Source organism: Bacillales bacterium, assembly GCA_035700025.1.
Taxonomy (GTDB): domain Bacteria; phylum Bacillota; class Bacilli; order Bacillales; family DASSOY01; genus DASSOY01.
This window is the reverse complement of record DASSOY010000048.1, coordinates 112,095-128,261: the sequence shown is the minus strand read 5'-3', so window position 1 is coordinate 128,261 and position 16,167 is coordinate 112,095. Positions and strand designations below refer to the sequence as shown.

Annotated in this window: 13 protein-coding genes, 1 other RNA gene and 1 other annotated feature; of the genes, 3 read left to right on the top strand and 11 right to left on the bottom strand. The window is 49.2% G+C overall.

The features are described from left to right. Positions 1 to 87: 87 nt before the first annotated feature. The 6 genes from VFK44_08235 to VFK44_08210 all read right to left on the bottom strand — a co-directional run bounded on the left by VFK44_08235 (position 88) and on the right by VFK44_08210 (position 6,133). Positions 88 to 276: a hypothetical protein gene (locus VFK44_08235; GenBank protein HET7628362.1), complete on the bottom strand. Its 189-nt coding sequence runs from the start codon at positions 274 to 276 to the stop codon at positions 88 to 90. A gap of 55 nt (positions 277 to 331) precedes the next feature. Beyond that, positions 332 to 2,626: an ATP-dependent RecD-like DNA helicase gene (locus VFK44_08230; GenBank protein ID HET7628361.1), complete on the bottom strand. Its 2,295-nt coding sequence runs from the start codon at positions 2,624 to 2,626 to the stop codon at positions 332 to 334. Between the two features lie 8 nt (positions 2,627 to 2,634). After that, the gene (locus VFK44_08225; protein ID HET7628360.1) at positions 2,635 to 3,303 is read right to left on the bottom strand and encodes a tetratricopeptide repeat protein; all 669 of its coding nucleotides are present in this window, start codon (positions 3,301 to 3,303) and stop codon (positions 2,635 to 2,637) included. 41 nt (positions 3,304 to 3,344) lie between these two features. Beyond that, positions 3,345 to 4,448 carry a tRNA 2-thiouridine(34) synthase MnmA gene (mnmA, locus tag VFK44_08220; protein HET7628359.1) on the bottom strand — a complete coding sequence of 368 codons (1,104 nt, stop codon included), beginning with the start codon at positions 4,446 to 4,448 and terminating at the stop codon, positions 3,345 to 3,347. A gap of 6 nt (positions 4,449 to 4,454) precedes the next feature. Further along, positions 4,455 to 5,594, bottom strand: coding sequence for a cysteine desulfurase family protein (locus tag VFK44_08215; GenBank protein ID HET7628358.1), 1,140 nt, complete (start codon positions 5,592 to 5,594; stop codon positions 4,455 to 4,457). 119 nt (positions 5,595 to 5,713) lie between these two features. Continuing rightward, positions 5,714 to 6,133, bottom strand: a complete 420-nt coding sequence (locus tag VFK44_08210) for an Rrf2 family transcriptional regulator (GenBank protein HET7628357.1) — start codon at positions 6,131 to 6,133, stop codon at positions 5,714 to 5,716. A gap of 143 nt (positions 6,134 to 6,276) precedes the next feature. On the opposite strand from VFK44_08210, the gene VFK44_08205 reads away from it, so the two are divergent. Together VFK44_08205 and VFK44_08200 are read left to right on the top strand one after the other, a co-directional pair. After that, positions 6,277 to 7,602 carry an AAA family ATPase gene (locus tag VFK44_08205; GenBank protein HET7628356.1) on the top strand — a complete coding sequence of 442 codons (1,326 nt, stop codon included), beginning with the start codon at positions 6,277 to 6,279 and terminating at the stop codon, positions 7,600 to 7,602. Between the two features lie 194 nt (positions 7,603 to 7,796). Then, positions 7,797 to 8,435: an RsfA family transcriptional regulator gene (locus tag VFK44_08200; GenBank protein ID HET7628355.1), complete on the top strand. Its 639-nt coding sequence runs from the start codon at positions 7,797 to 7,799 to the stop codon at positions 8,433 to 8,435. A 40-nt stretch (positions 8,436 to 8,475) separates the two neighbouring features. Here the strand turns inward: VFK44_08200 and ssrS are convergent. From ssrS to hisS, 3 genes are all read right to left on the bottom strand, one after another. Next, positions 8,476 to 8,659, bottom strand: a non-coding RNA gene (gene ssrS, locus VFK44_08195) — 6S RNA. A 112-nt stretch (positions 8,660 to 8,771) separates the two neighbouring features. Continuing rightward, positions 8,772 to 10,544: an aspartate--tRNA ligase gene (gene aspS, locus VFK44_08190; protein HET7628354.1), complete on the bottom strand. Its 1,773-nt coding sequence runs from the start codon at positions 10,542 to 10,544 to the stop codon at positions 8,772 to 8,774. A gap of 30 nt (positions 10,545 to 10,574) precedes the next feature. After that, on the bottom strand, positions 10,575 to 11,843 hold the full coding sequence (gene hisS, locus VFK44_08185; protein ID HET7628353.1) for a histidine--tRNA ligase: 1,269 nt from the start codon (positions 11,841 to 11,843) through the stop codon (positions 10,575 to 10,577). 42 nt (positions 11,844 to 11,885) lie between these two features. Then, positions 11,886 to 12,112: a binding site (T-box leader), on the bottom strand. 147 nt (positions 12,113 to 12,259) lie between these two features. On the opposite strand from hisS, the gene VFK44_08180 reads away from it, so the two are divergent. Then, positions 12,260 to 13,351, top strand: a complete 1,092-nt coding sequence (locus tag VFK44_08180) for an N-acetylmuramoyl-L-alanine amidase (GenBank protein ID HET7628352.1) — start codon at positions 12,260 to 12,262, stop codon at positions 13,349 to 13,351. Positions 13,352 to 13,430: 79 nt separating this feature from the next. Here VFK44_08180 and dtd read toward each other — a convergent pair whose 3' ends face one another. Both dtd and VFK44_08170 read right to left on the bottom strand, forming a co-directional pair. Next, a complete protein-coding gene (gene dtd / locus VFK44_08175; GenBank protein ID HET7628351.1) occupies positions 13,431 to 13,868 on the bottom strand; it encodes a D-aminoacyl-tRNA deacylase in 438 nt (145 codons plus the stop codon). 17 nt (positions 13,869 to 13,885) lie between these two features. After that, the gene (locus VFK44_08170; GenBank protein ID HET7628350.1) at positions 13,886 to 16,063 is read right to left on the bottom strand and encodes a bifunctional (p)ppGpp synthetase/guanosine-3',5'-bis(diphosphate) 3'-pyrophosphohydrolase; all 2,178 of its coding nucleotides are present in this window, start codon (positions 16,061 to 16,063) and stop codon (positions 13,886 to 13,888) included. Positions 16,064 to 16,167 lie beyond the last annotated feature (104 nt).

Sequence of the window (16,167 nt, the reverse complement as noted above, 5' to 3'; positions counted from 1 at the left end):
GACACCCCCCGTGCATAGATTCCATGTTTATTGTGCCTGCCATTAAGAAAACTATGTAAAAAAACAGCCCACAACGTGTGAGCCGTTTCAATGAATGCGTACTTCCTCTTCTCCAAACAAGTCGTCGAGCGACGTCAATGTTCCGTCTTCTTCCACTTGATGAAGCTGCAATTTATCGCCTTTCACCGTCAGTTCAATAAAACAGTGCCAACAATAATATTGATCCGTTGCAAGAACACCTAGGTCTTTGCTCTGGCAATTTGGACATCTCAACATGTCGGTCCATCCTTTCATTCGTCAATTTTGTATTTGATAGGATGGACACTTTCAATCAATCGTAAACGTCCGCGGCTAATTGTTCGCGTAATTTTTGCCGAAGCATCGAATGCCTCTCATCTTCGCGGTCTCGGCCGATCGCTTTTCGGAGGGCTTCTTCTTCCCCGCACAAAATCAAAAACTCTTTGCTTCGCGTAACTGCCGTATAGATCAAATTGCGTTTTAACATCCGCCAGTACCCGCGAACAACCGGGAGTACGACGATTGGAAATTCACTTCCTTGCGATTTATGGATCGAACAACAATAAGCGAGAGTCACCTGGTTCAAGTCATTCTTGTTGTACGTAACTTCGTTTCCTTCAAAAGAAACGACCATTCGGTCTTGTTCATCGTCGCTTTCTTTCGCATAAATAATCGCCGTCACTTGTCCGATATCGCCGTTAAATACATGTTGCTCAGGGTTGTTGACGAGTTGCAGCACTTTGTCGCCGCTCCGGAATCTTTGATCGCCGAAGCGAAGTTCCCTTTTTTCATCCGATTTCGGATTGAACAGTTGCTGCAATTCCGCATTCAACCGTTCAACCCCGGCACTGCCCCGATATATCGGTGCCAACACTTGAATATCGGCGGCACTGTACCCTTTTTGCCGCGCACTTTCACAAACTCGCTTGACAACTTCCGTTACTTGGTCTTGCCGGCAATCGAAAAACCGTCGATCTTTCTTATCCTCCCTGAAATCCTCAGACAACTTTCCCCTCTTCATGTCATGAGCAAATCGTACGATGGACGAATTTTCTTCCTGACGGTAAATGTCCGTAAGACGGACGGTCGGAATGACTTCTGCAGCTAGAAAATCTTTCAGCACTTGGCCCGGACCGACGGACGGCAGCTGATCCTCGTCCCCGACAATCACGACTTGAATCGATTCAGGCAACGATTTGAACAATTGATTCGCTAACCATTCGTCGACCATCGAAAATTCGTCGACGATGATCAGCTTCCCTTCGACCGGATGTTCTTCGTCATGCTCAAAACCGAGCTGGCCGCCTTTCCAACCGAGCAAACGGTGGATCGTCACCGCCGGCAAGCCTGTCGCTTCTTTCATGCGTTTCGCTGCACGTCCAGTTGGTGCGACGAGAAGGATCGGAAATGGATCGTCGGCTTTATAATCGGATGGATCAAGCGACAGGCCGTGAAGTTCCCCGTACAGTTCCACGATCCCTTGAATGACGGTCGTTTTTCCTGTCCCCGGTCCGCCGGTCAACAACAAAAACGGAGACGACAATGCTTGTTGAATTGCTTCCTTTTGTGAGTCGGCATACTGGATGCCAAGCCTCTCTTCGAGCTCACCCAGCCCGCTGAGAAACTCAGCTTCTGAAAACCCCGGATCGAACTCCGGCTGTTGCAAGATTCGTTTTGTCTGCGTAATAATTCCTTTTTCCGCAAAATAAAGTGACGGAACATAAACACGTTCTTCTTCAAGGACGAGTTTTCCTTCCTCGTCCATTTCCGCAACAGTCTTTGCAATGCTTGTCTTTTCGATCGGCTCATCCGGAACCGTCAACAAGCGAACGATTTCGGCAACCAACGAATCCTCTGGAACGTAAACATGACCTTCATTATGAGCTTTTTCGTTTAACACAAACAAACAAGCAGCGCGAAGTCGGTCCGGGTGTTCACCGGATATCCCAAGGGAACGCCCGAGTTCGTCCGCCCTTTTGAAGCCGATGCCTTCGATGTCTTCGACGAGCTTATACGGATTCGAGCGCAAAATTTCAAGCGTTTCATGCTCATAAGCTTGATAGATTTTCATCGACAATTGCGGTCCGAATCCGTATTCCGAAAGCCCAATCATGATTTGCTCCAACCCTTGATGATCCATAAGCGTCTCATACAGGAGCTCCGCTTTCTCACTCGAGAGCTTCGGAATTTCTTGAAGCACACCGGGATCTTCTAAAATTTTCGTAATCGCTTTTTCGCCTAAGGCGTCGACAATCGCAGCCGCCGTTTTTTTGCCGATGCCGTGGAACAAATCGCCCGACAAATACTGAATGATGCCTTGTTCCGTATGCGGCAAGTCTTTTCGCCACTGATCGGCGGCATACTGAGGTCCGTATCGCGGATGTTCCTGCAACTTGCCGAAAAAAACATACGTCTCCTCCATATGCAGCTGCGGAAAATAACCGGTCACCGTCATCTCGCTCTCTTTGTACGTCTCGTTCGTCTCCTGCACGCGAATACGAACGACCGTATAATAATTGTCGCTGTTATGAAAAAAGATGCGGTACGGCACGCCTTTAACATAGCTATGTCCTTCACCGAACAAAGGCAGGCTTGCTTGTTTGTCCATCACTCTCTTCATTCCCCGTCAGACAAAATCGTCTCCATGTTCTTTTTTCCATTCGCCGCAAGCAGATGATCCGGCTGCTGTTCCAACGCTTCGTTGAAGCAATCGAGCGCTTTTTCCGGTGCCTGCCGATAGGCGTGCACAACGCCTAAATTAAACCAAGCATCGGCATGCGCCGGATCTTGTTCGATCACCCGCTCGAACTGCTCGCCGGCTTCATCGATTTTTTCTCGTTTCGCCAGCGTGAGCCCGAGCTGGAATCGGGCTTCGACATCGTTTTCATTCAATTCAACCGCATCGCGAAAGTGCGGTTCCGCCTCTTTCAACCGGTCTTGTTGAATCAATGACATGCCGAGCATGTAATGGACGTCGCCCTGAACGAGCCCATGCTTCAGCGCCTGGCGGTACATTTTTTCCGCTTCGCCGTATTGGTTCATGTTGTAATAGGCGTTGCCCGCCCCATAATGAGCCGCTGCCGCCGAATCGTCAAGACCGATCGCTTTTTCGAAAAAAGCAACCGCTTTTTCAGGCTGATTGACCGCCGTCAACAAATTTCCGAAATTCGCGAACGCAACCGGATCCTGTGGATTCGCTTCGATCGCGTCATTGAAACTCGCTGCCGCTTTTTCGAATTCGCCTTCTTCCATATGTTTGATTCCTTGCCGATTATGATCCGTCAATGAAAACGCCCCTTGCCTGTGGCTGAATTAAAACCTTTGCCTTATACGTAAGATAACCTTTTTGCATTTTTCATGATCGCATCGATCGTTCCGCCGCCGAGGCACTCTTCTCCGTCGTAAAACACGACAGATTGTCCTGGAGTGACCGCTCGCTGCGGACGGTCAAACGTAACCGTCACCGTTCCGTCTTCATTCGGAGCGACCGTCACGCCGCTGTCTTTTTGCCGATAGCGAAATTTCGCCGTGCAGCGGAACGGTTCTTTTAATGATCCGTCGTGAATCCAGTTGACGTCTTGGGCAACTAACGCTTCCGAATATAACTTCGGATGATGGAATCCGTCGACGACATAAAGTACATTTTCTCGCAAATTCTTTCCGGCTACGAACCACGGCCCTCCCGGCCCGCCGATGCCAAGTCCTTGCCGCTGGCCGATCGTATAATACATCAACCCTTCATGACGTCCTTTTACTTCACCGTCGAACGTTTGAATTTCACCGGGTTGAGCAGGCAAATATTGGCTCAGGAAGCTTTTGAAATCCCGTTCTCCGATGAAACAAATGCCTGTACTGTCCTTTTTTTCGGCGGTCGCAAGACCGGCTTCACGGGCCATTTCCCGCACTTTCGGCTTTTCCCACTCTCCGAGCGGAAACAACGTTTTCGACAACTGCTGTTCGCTCAATTGATTGAGGAAATAGGTTTGATCTTTGTTATCATCAACGCCGCGCAACATCCGATAATGGCCATCGCGATAAACGATCCGGGCATAATGGCCGGTGGCGACATAGTCCGCGCCGAGAGACATGGCATGTTCGAGAAACGCTTTAAATTTAATTTCTTTGTTGCACATGACGTCTGGATTCGGCGTTCGGCCGGCTTTATATTCATCGAGAAAATACGTAAACACTTTGTCCCAATATTCTTTTTCGAAATTGACCGCGTAATACGGAATGCCGATTTGATTGGCGACCCGAATGACGTCTTCGTAATCTTCAGTCGCTGTACAAACACCGTTTTCATCCGTATCGTCCCAGTTTTTCATGAAAAGGCCGATGACTTCATAGCCTTGTCGTTTCAATAAGAGCGCTGCCGCCGATGAATCGACGCCGCCTGACATGCCGACAACCACACGTTTCGCTTTACCCATGCGCGGTCACCTCCTTAGTCGCTTCGCAATGTTCGCCGCTTCCCGTGCCGCCTGTTCGATCGTTTCGATCGTATTCCCATATCCGAAACTGAAACGGATCGAGCATTTGCTTCTTTCTTCATCATCGTACATGGCCGACAAGACATGCGACGGTTCAAATGAACCCGCTGTGCAAGCTGACCCGCTGGAGGCGGCAATACCCGCCAAATCGAGGTTGACGAGCATCGCTTCCGCGCTCACATCGGGGAAATATACATTCAAAATGTGCGGCAAATGATGCGGCTCGCTGCCATTCACTTCATGAACAACTTTTTCCTCGGCAAAAACGGCGAGCATCTTCGATCGATACCGTTCATATTGTTCCCGGCGTTTTTCCATCGACGCTTGCGCAAGTTCAATCGCTTTTGCGAAACCGGCAATGCCGGCGACATTTTCCGTTCCGGCGCGCCGCTTCCGCTCTTGTTCACCACCGTGCAGGCGCGATGCGATTTGCACTCCGTTTCTCACAAACAAAAACCCGGTCCCTTTCGGCCCGTTAATTTTGTGACCGGAAACGGACAACAAATCGACGCCGAGCGCATGAACGTTCATCGGCACAAGTCCGAAAGCTTGTACAGCGTCTGTGTGAAACACGATATTTTTATCGCGAAGGATTGCTCCGATTTCAGCTATCGGCTGCAACGTCCCAACTTCATTGTTTCCGTACATGATCGAAACGAAAACCGTATCTTCACGCAAGGCGTTTGTTAATTCGTCTAGATCAATACGTCCACTCGCATCTACAGGCAAATACGTAACATCGATGCCGATAGATTCGAGATATTGGCACGTATGAAGGACTGCATGATGTTCCACTGCAGAAGTGATCACGTGGCCTCCCGGTTCGCCGTTCGCAAATACGGCGCCGATAATCGCGAGATTATCAGCCTCCGTGCCGCCGCTCGTGAATACGATCTCTTCACGGTTTGCCCCGATGCTGTCCGCTGCCGTTTGCCGCGCATCGTCAAGCACCGCTCGCGTTTTTCGACCGAACGCATGGATGCTCGAAGGATTGCCGTAATGTTCACTGAAATACGGAAGCATCGCTTGGACGATTTCCGGATGGGTCGGCGTTGTCGCCGCATGATCGACATAGATGACGTCCATCGTCATTCTCCTTCCTCATCAACGCACAGGACATGCTCTCTGTTTCCCGTTGTCTTAACGGCACAAGCCGATAAAAACGACCTGGAGACAGCGCCCGACGGTGTTCTTATCGCCGTAAATCAAATGTAAAACATGTAAGGCGCCTGATCGCCCTCATCTTCGTAATCGACGAGATCTTGCAATGTCGTGCCGTCTAGAACATTCTTTACCGCATCACGAATGCGTATCCAAAGATCTCTTTTCGCAGGCTCCTCGTCATCCATTACCTCTACAAGCGTGATCGGACCTTCAAGCACGCGAATTATGTCGCCGGCGGTAATTTGCTTCGCATCTTTGTTCAAAATATAGCCGCCGTATGCGCCTCGAACGCTTTTCACGTACCCTGCATTCCGCAATGGTGCGATCAGTTGTTCCAAATAATGTTCCGATAACCCGTGTTCTTTCGCGATGCTTTTCAAGGACGTTGGCCCGTCCCCGTAACGACTCGCGAGTTCCATCATAATTGTCAGTCCATAGCGGCCTTTCGTCGAAATCTTCAATGCAATATCCCCCTGTCCGTACAATCCGCCCCTTTTTCCGTTGTCATTATATCATAACCGATTGCTTGCCCGAAACACGGCAGGTGTAGTACCTTCAAATCAACGAGATTTCATTTAAGCGCTTCGGAAAGGAACGATTATGGATGGAGTTGTTCGATCAAGCGAGAGAAGAAAAAGGACCACTCGCAAGCCGGATGCGTCCGAGAACGATTGATGAATTTACAGGACAAGATCATATTGTCGGAAAAGGGCGTCTGTTAAGACGTTCCATCGAAGCTGACCAGCTTTCAGCGATGATCTTTTACGGTCCGCCCGGCACCGGTAAAACGACGCTGGCGCAGATTATTGCGAATACGACTTCCGCGCATTTTCAACAATTGAATGCCGTCACTTCCGGCGTTTCGGATATCCGAACCATCACGAAAGAAGCGCGCGACCGCTTAAACATGTACGAGCAGAAAACGGTGCTGTTCATCGATGAAATTCATCGGTTCAACAAAGGACAACAAGATGCGCTGCTGCCCTTCGTAGAAGATGGTACGATCATTTTAATCGGTGCGACGACGGAAAGTCCAATGTTTGAGATTAACCCGGCATTGTTGAGCCGATCGCGGTTGTTTCGATTTGAGCATCTATCGAATGAGCACGTGCGGAACATTTTGTTGCAAGCGATTGACGATGAAGACCGCGGATTCGGTCACTTAAAAATTGCATTTGACGAGGATGCGTTGCAGCATCTTGTTGATGTAGCGGACGGTGATGCACGCACGGCATTGAATGCTTTAGAGCTGGCCGTATTAACGACAAAACCGAATGAGGACGATGTGATCCGAATTACGCTCGAAGTCGCCGAAGAATCGATCCAGCAGCGGGTCTTGCAATATGATAAAAAAGGCGACAACCATTACGACACGATTTCGGCTTTTATAAAAAGCATGCGCGGTTCCGACCCGGACGCAACATTGTATTGGCTGGCCAAAATGATTTATGCCGGCGAGGACCCGCGGTTTATTGCCAGACGAATTTATGTGCACGCGGCAGAGGATGTCGGACTTGCCGACCCGAATGCATTGCTCGTTGCCCAAGCCGCTGCCTATGCGGTCGATTTCATCGGGTTTCCTGAAGCGCGCATCCCGCTAGCCGAAGCTGCTTTATACATCGCGACCGCACCGAAATCTAATGCCGTCATTAAGGGAATCGATCAAGCGCTCAACACGGTCAAAAATGAAAAAAGCGGTCAAGTCCCCGTCCATTTGCGCGACGCGCATTACAAAGGCGCGGATCAACTCGGACACGGAAAAGGCTACAAATATCCGCATGATTATGAAAACGGCTTTGTCCCGCAACAATATTTGCCTGACAGCTTGCAAGGGAAGCAATTTTATAAACCAACGGCCATCGGTTATGAGAAAACCGTCGGTAAACGGCTCGACTACTTTCTTGAGCGCATGCAAAACGAGAGGAACTAAACCTCTCGTTTTTTGCTTTTTTTGAGAAAATGAACCTCTCACGGGTAGCGCTCGACAGAATCGACCCGCGTTTTATAGCATTTGTGATTCTTTTTTTTAAAAAAGAATCGAACGGTGTCTACGTATAAACGAGCTTGTTTATGGTAATGATTCAAATAGCTAACTTGTAAATTCATAGTTAAGGAGAGATCATGATGGCAAAAGTGAGACAAGACGCCTGGTCGAAAGAAGACGACCTGTTGCTCGCCGACACGGTGCTGCGGCATGTGCGCGAAGGCAGCACGCAATTGCAAGCTTTCGAAGAAGTCGGCGACAAGTTGAACCGGACTTCCGCTGCCTGCGGATTTCGATGGAACGCGATCGTTCGCGATCAATATAAACAAGCCATGGAAATCGCAAAGAAACAACGAAAAGAAAGAAAAAGGATGCTTTCGAGGAAAAAGTCGTCCCCGCGAGTGGAAAAACGAGCAGAAACACCCGGGCGAGCGAAACCCGAGCCCGCGGCAGCAGACACCGCAGATGCCGAATCGCTTACCTTGAACGACGTTATCGCTTATTTGACTCAATTGAATGAGGAGCAAACCCATTCACACACGATGGCAACTACGAAACAACGATTGGAAAGGGAAAAAGACCAGCTCGTCCGCGAAAACGAAGATTTGAAAAAGCAACTGGCGAAAACGAAGCGAGAATATGAAACGGTGAAAGAAGATTACCAATCTTTGATCCAAATCATGGACCGCGCCCGCAAAATGGTCGTTTTCGGCGATGACGAGAGCAAACCTGCTTTTAAAATGGACAAGAACGGCAATTTGGAAAGAGTGGCCAAATAAAAACGCTGAAGGCAAATGCCTTCAGCGTTTTTATTCCGGTAAGAGTCCCAACTGTGCCGTTTTTGCCTTAGTTTTTAACCCGCTCCCGGCAGGTGGGTGCCCTGTTTCATCTTTTGTGCGTCCACATTCTAGAGGCATGCACTCCGGATGAAAACCGATCCGAGCTCCCTTACTTTCAATGTTCGGTAAAAACGTTCGGTAGCGAACGAACACTTCAGGACTCTTAACTTGTAATTGAATTTTAGCATAGCAATCCTGCGATTTCAAGCGGCACCTTAAAGCGCTTACAAAATGGTTCGAAAGACCTGCCGGTCGTCGAAAAACCGGCAGCATTCGTTAAGATTCATCAAGATTCACCCGTAAATGAAGCTCTTCCAACTGTTCTTCACTCACTTCCGACGGTGCATCCACCATCAAGTCGCTGGCGTTTGCCGTCTTCGGAAACGCAACCACGTCACGCAACGTTTTTTGCCCCGCAAGAATCAACACGAGACGGTCAAACCCAAGCGCGATCCCGCCGTGCGGCGGAACGCCGTATTCGAAAGCATCGAGCAAGAAGCCGAACCGCTTCTGCGCTTCTTCTTTGCTAAAGCCGAGCGCCTGAAACATTTTTTCTTGGACGTCCCTTTGATGAATCCTTTGTGACCCGCTGCTCAATTCGAGACCGTTCAACACGAGGTCGTCCGCCTGTGCCCGCACTTTCGACGGATCATCTTCAAGAAGCGGCACATCTTCTTCGATTGGCATCGTAAACGGATGATGCTGGGCCACGTATCGGTTTTGATCCTCGTCGTATTCAAACAGCGGAAACTCGGTCACCCAAAGAAAGTTTAGTTTCGATTCATCGATCAGTCCGCGTTCCTTGCCAAGCTTCAACCGGAGCGCGCCGAGACTTTCGGCGACGACTTTCCGTTTGTCGGCGACGAACAACAGCAAATCTCCCGGTTCCGCATCGAGCTGTTTCATCATTGCTTGCACTTCTTGTTCTTCAAAAAACTTTGCGATCGGCCCTTTCACGCCGCCGGCTTCCGCTTTCAACCACGCCAGCCCTTTCGCTCCATAACGGCCGGCATATTCGGCCAGCTGATCGATGTCTTTCCGTGAATAATCTTCCGCCGCACCTTTGACGTTAATCGCCTTCACTTGTCCCCCGTTTTCAACGGCTCCGCTGAACACTTTGAAACCGCTGTTCTCCACTGTTTCCGACAAGTCTACGAGCTCCATGCCGAACCGCGTGTCCGGCTTGTCGGAACCGTACCGGCTCATCGCCTCTTCATACGTCATTTTCGGAAACGCTTCCGTCATCTCGATCCCTTTGATTTCAGCAACGATGCGCTTCATCATGCGCTCGATGATTTTGAGAAACTGGCTGCGCTCCATGAACGACGTTTCGATATCGACTTGCGTAAACTCCGGCTGTCGGTCGGCGCGCAAATCCTCGTCCCGGAAACAGCGGACGATTTGGTAATACTTTTCGATCCCAGAAACCATAAGCAGTTGCTTAAAGATTTGCGGTGATTGCGGCAATGCGTAAAATTCGCCGGCATGAACACGGCTCGGAATTAAATAATCCCGCGCGCCTTCCGGCGTGCTTTTCGTCATCATCGGCGTTTCGATTTCGATAAAATCTTCGTCATCCAAGAACTCGCGAATGATTTTCGTGATTTGATGACGCATTTTCAACGTCTTTTGCATGACCGGCCGACGCAAATCGAGATAACGGTATTTCAAGCGAACTTCTTCTGCTGCTTCCGTATCGTCGCTGATCGGAAACGGCGGTGTTTTCGACGCGTTGATGATTTCAATACGATCCGCTTTCACTTCAATTTCGCCGGTCGCCAACTTGGCATTGACCGCATTCGCTTCACGGGCAACAACTTTCCCGTCGACTTCAACCACGAATTCACTGCGTACGGTTTCTGCCACTTTCAACGCTTCTTCGGATCCTTCCGGATTGAATACGACTTGAACGATCCCCGATCGGTCGCGCAAATCGATGAAAATCAATCCGCCAAGGTCGCGTCTTCTTTGCACCCATCCTTTTAACGTAACTTGTTTTCCGCGATGCTCGCTTCTCAAAGTTCCGCATCCATGCGTTCTCTCTGCCAATGGAATCCCTCCAATTTTATAGATCAATCGTTACAATTTTTCCTTTAAATAAGAAACAAGCGTATCAAGCGAAGTTGTTTCCTGATCGCCCGTGGCTAAATTTTTTATATTGATTTCGCCTTTCGCGAGCTCATCTTCACCTAGCACGGCAACAAATTTGGCATTCAACCGATCGGCGTTTTTAAACTGCGCCTTCACTTTTTTGTCCATGTAATCTTTATCGGCCGAAAGTCCGGCTTGCCGAAGGCGGTACAACAACGCAGGAATGTGTTCACTCGCTTTTTCTCCGATCGCCACAAAATAACAGTCAATCGATTTATCGACCGGCAACGCTTGACCTTCTGCGTCCATCGCTAAAAGCAATCGGTCCAATCCGAGCCCGAACCCGATCCCCGGCGTTTCCGGACCGCCGACTTCTTCGACGAGACCGTTGTATCGGCCGCCGCCGCCGACCGCCTTGATGGCGCCAAGCTTCTCGGAAAAACTGATCATCTCGAACGCTGTATGATTGTAATAATCAAGCCCGCGAACGAGGTTTCGGTCGATCACATAGTCGATGTCCATCCCATCTAAATGCTGCTTGACTTGCTCGAAAAAGGCTCGAGATTCTTCATTTAAATACTCGAGAATCGACGGAGCGCTTTTCATGAGTTCATGCCCGCTGTCTACCTTGCAATCAAGAATGCGAAGCGGATTTTGGTTCAGGCGGCGCTGACAATCCGAGCAAAACTCATGAATCCGAGCTTGAAAGTGCTCTACCAATGCTGTCCGGTGCGCCTCTCTACTTTCCATATCGCCGAGGCTGTTGATCACCGGCTTCACTTCTTTCAGCCCAAGTTCTTTGCAATAGCTGTCTGCCATTGCGATGACTTCCGCATCGAGCGCCGGGTCGACACTCCCGAAAGCTTCAATGCCAAATTGCGAAAATTGTCGCATTCTTCCTTTTTGCGGCCGTTCATAGCGAAACATCGGCCCAAGGTAATACAATTTCACCGGTTGCTGCGGTTCTCCGTAAAGTTTGTTTTCGATGAACGCCCGCACGACGGAAGCCGTCCCTTCTGGACGCAACGTCAAGCTGCGGTCCGAGCGGTCTTTGAACGTATACATTTCTTTTTGCACGATATCAGTCGACTCGCCTACGCCTCGCTGAAACAATTCCGTATGCTCAAACATCGGCGTGCGGATTTCTTCGTAATGGTAGCGGCGCGCCAAGTCATGCGCCTTCTCCTCCATGTACTGCCATTTCTCCACGTTGCCGGGTATAACGTCGTAAGTCCCTCTCGGAATGTTCACTTTCACTGTCTTCGACCTCCGTATGTAAAAATAAAAAACTCCCGCCCCGTAAGGGACGAGAGTTGTTGCCCGTGGTACCACCCTGATTGGAGCCTGCCGGCTCCCTCTTGAAGCAATTAACGCTTGCCGCACGTCCTTCTCCTACTGAGTTGTATCGTTCGGAGAGAAACCTCGGGAGTGTCATTCGCAGATCATCGCCGAAAAGTGCTTGCAGCCGTCGGCACTTTCTCTCTGGCAGCGTGGGGTCTGGTACTCGTCTCCGTCCTCGGTTCAACAATAAATGATTGTCTTATATATTACTGACGCATAAGCCGTTTGTCAAGAAATTGACGAACACGTCGAACAGATGAATCAAAAGTCACGCAGGAATTTTCCGTTTGAGTGAGAATTTAGAGAAAACAAGCAGAAAAAGGAGGCGGAATATGAAACGAAAACACATCCTGCTGACGCCGTTGGCCGTTCTATGTTTCTACGCGGTCCTTGCCGCCGACGGATGGACCGCAAATGCGGATACCGTCCGAAAAGCGACAGTTGCGGTACAAGTATTGAACGTCAGAAAAGCCCCCGACATTCACTCACCGATCCTCGCAAAAGTGACGAACGGTCACGTGTTTCATGTTCATGACGAGCGTTACGGCTGGTTGAAAATCACACTGGCTGACGGCCGCGAAGGCTGGATTGCCGGACAATATACCGTGAAAACGACAACAATCACCCGTTCGAGGCGCGATCGTTCTGAAAATAAACCGAATGCGATTGAACTCTTGTATGACGGAACGCATTTAAGAGCGGGACCCGGTTTGCATCAAACCATTTTGGCTGTCGGTTCACGCGGCGAAACGTACGAAGTTCTTGATGAAAAACGGGGATGGTATGAAATCCGCTTAAAAGACGGCAGCCACGCTTACGTTGCCGGATGGATCGTGACGCAAGCCGATACCCCAGAGGAAGTCATCGACCGGGACGCCCTTCATGGAAAGACGATCGTGATTGATCCGGGACACGGAGGCTTCGATACGGGGGCAATCGGAAATCGGTTCCATACGCTTGAGAAGGATTTAACATGGAAAACCGCGTTTTCATTGAGCCGGAAGTTGAGAAAAGCAGGCGCGCACGTGATTTTGACGCGAAGCGGAGATACATACGTCTCCTTAGCAAACCGCGTGAATACCGCCGAACGATCCGGTGCCGACGCTTTCATCAGCATTCATTTCAACGCGTCTTTGTACACGAGCGCGCACGGCATCGCCAGTTATTATTATACAAAAGAAAAGGACAAGCCGCTGGCTGAAGCCATTCAAAAAATGCTCGTCAAGGAAACCCGTCTTCGCGACCGCGGAGTGCGATTTGCCAATTACCATGTCTTGCGCGAAAACCGACAGCCAGCCACCTTGCTGGAACTTGGCTTTTTGACAAATGACGGTGAGGAAGGTGTCGTCCGAACAACTGTCTATAGAAATAAAGTAACAACGGCGATAACCGAGGGGTTGGAAACGTATTTTCAACAGGAATGAAGCGATGAATGTCCCCGCCCTTCGGGCGGGGACATTCAAAAAAAGACCGCTTCTTCGTCAGCAGCCCTTGATCGTTCGGTTATTTTTCCACAATCAACGTGACCGGTCCATCATTCGTGAGCCGAACGTCCATCATCGCCCCGAACTGACCGGTTTCGACCTGCAAGCCTTTTTGCCGCAAGGTATCGTTAAACAAATCGTACAGCTTTTCAGCCACTGCCGGGCGCGCCGCATCGACGAAACTCGGGCGCCGCCCTTTCTTCGTATCGCCGTATAACGTAAATTGAGATACCGATAAGACAGCGCCGCCGACGTCAAGCAAAGAGCGGTTCATTTTCCCTTCTTCATCTTCAAAAATTCTTAAGTTTGCTATTTTATCGGCGACATATTGAATTTCATCGACTCCGTCATTCTGTTTAATACCAACAAGCAGCACAAGCCCGTGATCAATTTCACCTATCGTTTTGCCGGCGACTTCAACCGCGGCGGCTTTCGACCGTTGCAATACGACTCTCATCCAGACACTCCCTCCTGTTATTGCGTGACACGCCGCACGGTATAAATATCGGGAATTTGCTTGATCTTCTCGACCACTCGCTGCAAATGATTCACGTTGTTAATCGCGATCGTCATGTGAATCGTCGCCATCTTGTTGCGGTCGGCGTTGGCAGATACACCGTTAATGACGGTCTTTGTGTCCGTTACGGCGTGCAAAACCTCGTTAAGCAGTCCGCTTCGATCAAATCCGTGAACTTCGATGTACACGTTATAACTCTTCGATTCAAGTCCGCCTTCCCATTCCACATCAAGCAACCGTTCGGGTTGTTCCACGTTACGAACGTTCGGACAATCTTGCCGATGAATCGATACACCGCGCCCTTTCGTTATAAAGCCGATAATATCGTCCCCTGGAACCGGATTGCAACATTTCGACAAGCGAATGAGTAAATTGTCCGCCCCTTTCACGCGCACCCCGGAAACCGGTTTTCGGCTCACGGACGCATTCGAGCCGTCGGCCATCGCTTCGAGAAGCCGTTTTGTTTCTTCTTCCTGGCTTTGCTGTTTGCGGATTTTCTCGGTCAGTCTTGTGACGACTTGCTTCGCCGTAATGCCGTTATAACCGACGGCAGTATAAATTTCTTCCTCATTGGAAAAGTTGTACTTTTTCGCAACGTTTTCGAGATTTTCCGGCGTCAAAACTTCCTTCGGATTGTATTTCTGATTCCGTAATTCCTGTTCCACAAGTTCTTTGCCTTTATCTACGTTTTCTTCTCGTTTTTGCTTTTTGAACCATTGACGGATTTTGTTTTTTGCTTGTGAACTTTGCGTGATTTTCAACCAATCTTGGCTCGGGCCGTACGAATGCTTCGAAGTCAAGATTTCCACAATGTCGCCCGTTTTCAATTTATAGTCGAGCGGCACCATTTTGCCGTTTACTTTCGCGCCAACCGTCTTGTTTCCGATTTCGGTGTGAATGCGGTAAGCAAAATCGATCGGAACCGAGCCTGCCGGCAACTCGATGACGTCTCCCTTTGGCGAAAAGACGAACACCATGTCGGAAAACAAATCGACTTTCAACGTTTCCATGAATTCTTTTGCATCGTCGGTATCGTTTTGCCATTCAAGAATTTCCCGGAACCAGGCCATTTTTTCTTCAAACGGCATTTTCGCGTTCAAGGTTTTGCCTTCTTTGTAAGCCCAGTGCGCGGCGATCCCGTATTCCGCTACTTTGTGCATGTCCCTCGTGCGGATTTGCACTTCAAGCGGATCGCCTTTCGGTCCGACAACCGTCGTATGAAGAGACTGGTACATATTTTGCTTTGGCATGGCAATATAATCTTTAAAACGGCCGGGCATTGGTTTCCAGCGCGTATGAATAATGCCAAGTACCGCATAACAGTCTTTAATGCTGTCGACAATGATCCGCACGGCAAGCAAATCGTAAATTTCGTTGAATTGCTTGTTTTGCAGGACCATCTTTCGGTATATGCTGTACAAATGTTTCGGTCGCCCGTAAATTTCGGCATTGATGTTGACGTCCCGTAAACGGCTTTTGATTTCTTCGATGACATCGTCAATGTATTCCTCGCGTTCGGTGCGCTTTTTTTTCATTAAATTAACGATGCGGTAGTATTGCTGCGGATTCAAATAGCGAAGTGAAATGTCTTCGAGTTCCCATTTGATCGTGGAAATCCCGAGACGGTGCGCCAACGGCGCGAAAATTTCCAGCGTTTCATTCGCCTTTTGAATTTGTTTGTCTTTCGGCATATGTTTCAACGTGCGCATATTGTGAAGCCTGTCGGCAAGCTTAATCAAAATACAGCGAATGTCTTGCGCCATTGCGACAAACATTTTTCGGTGATTTTCCGCCTGTTGTTCTTCTTTTGACTTGAACTCAAACTTTCGCAGCTTTGTCACGCCGTCAACGAGCAGCGCTACCTCTTCATTAAAGTCGTTTCTCAAATCGTCGATCGTCACGTTTGTATCTTCGACGACATCATGCAAAAAACCGGCAGCGACCGATGTTGCATCCATTTCAAGATCAACCAAGATTCCCGCGACCTCGACCGGATGCGTAATGTACGGTGCTCCCGAACGCCGGTATTGTCCTTCATGGGCTTTTTTTGCGTAACGATAGGCTTTATCCAATAAAGAAAGGTCATTTTCCGATAAGTAACCTTTCGCTTTTTCGAGCAAATGCTCAATGGCCATACAATCACCTGAATGTAGTGTATTGGTAAATCCGGCTGAAAACAGCTTGGTTCTATTATGTTGAATCTGTGTAAAGATGTAAAGGAATTTGCGAAAATTGTCGG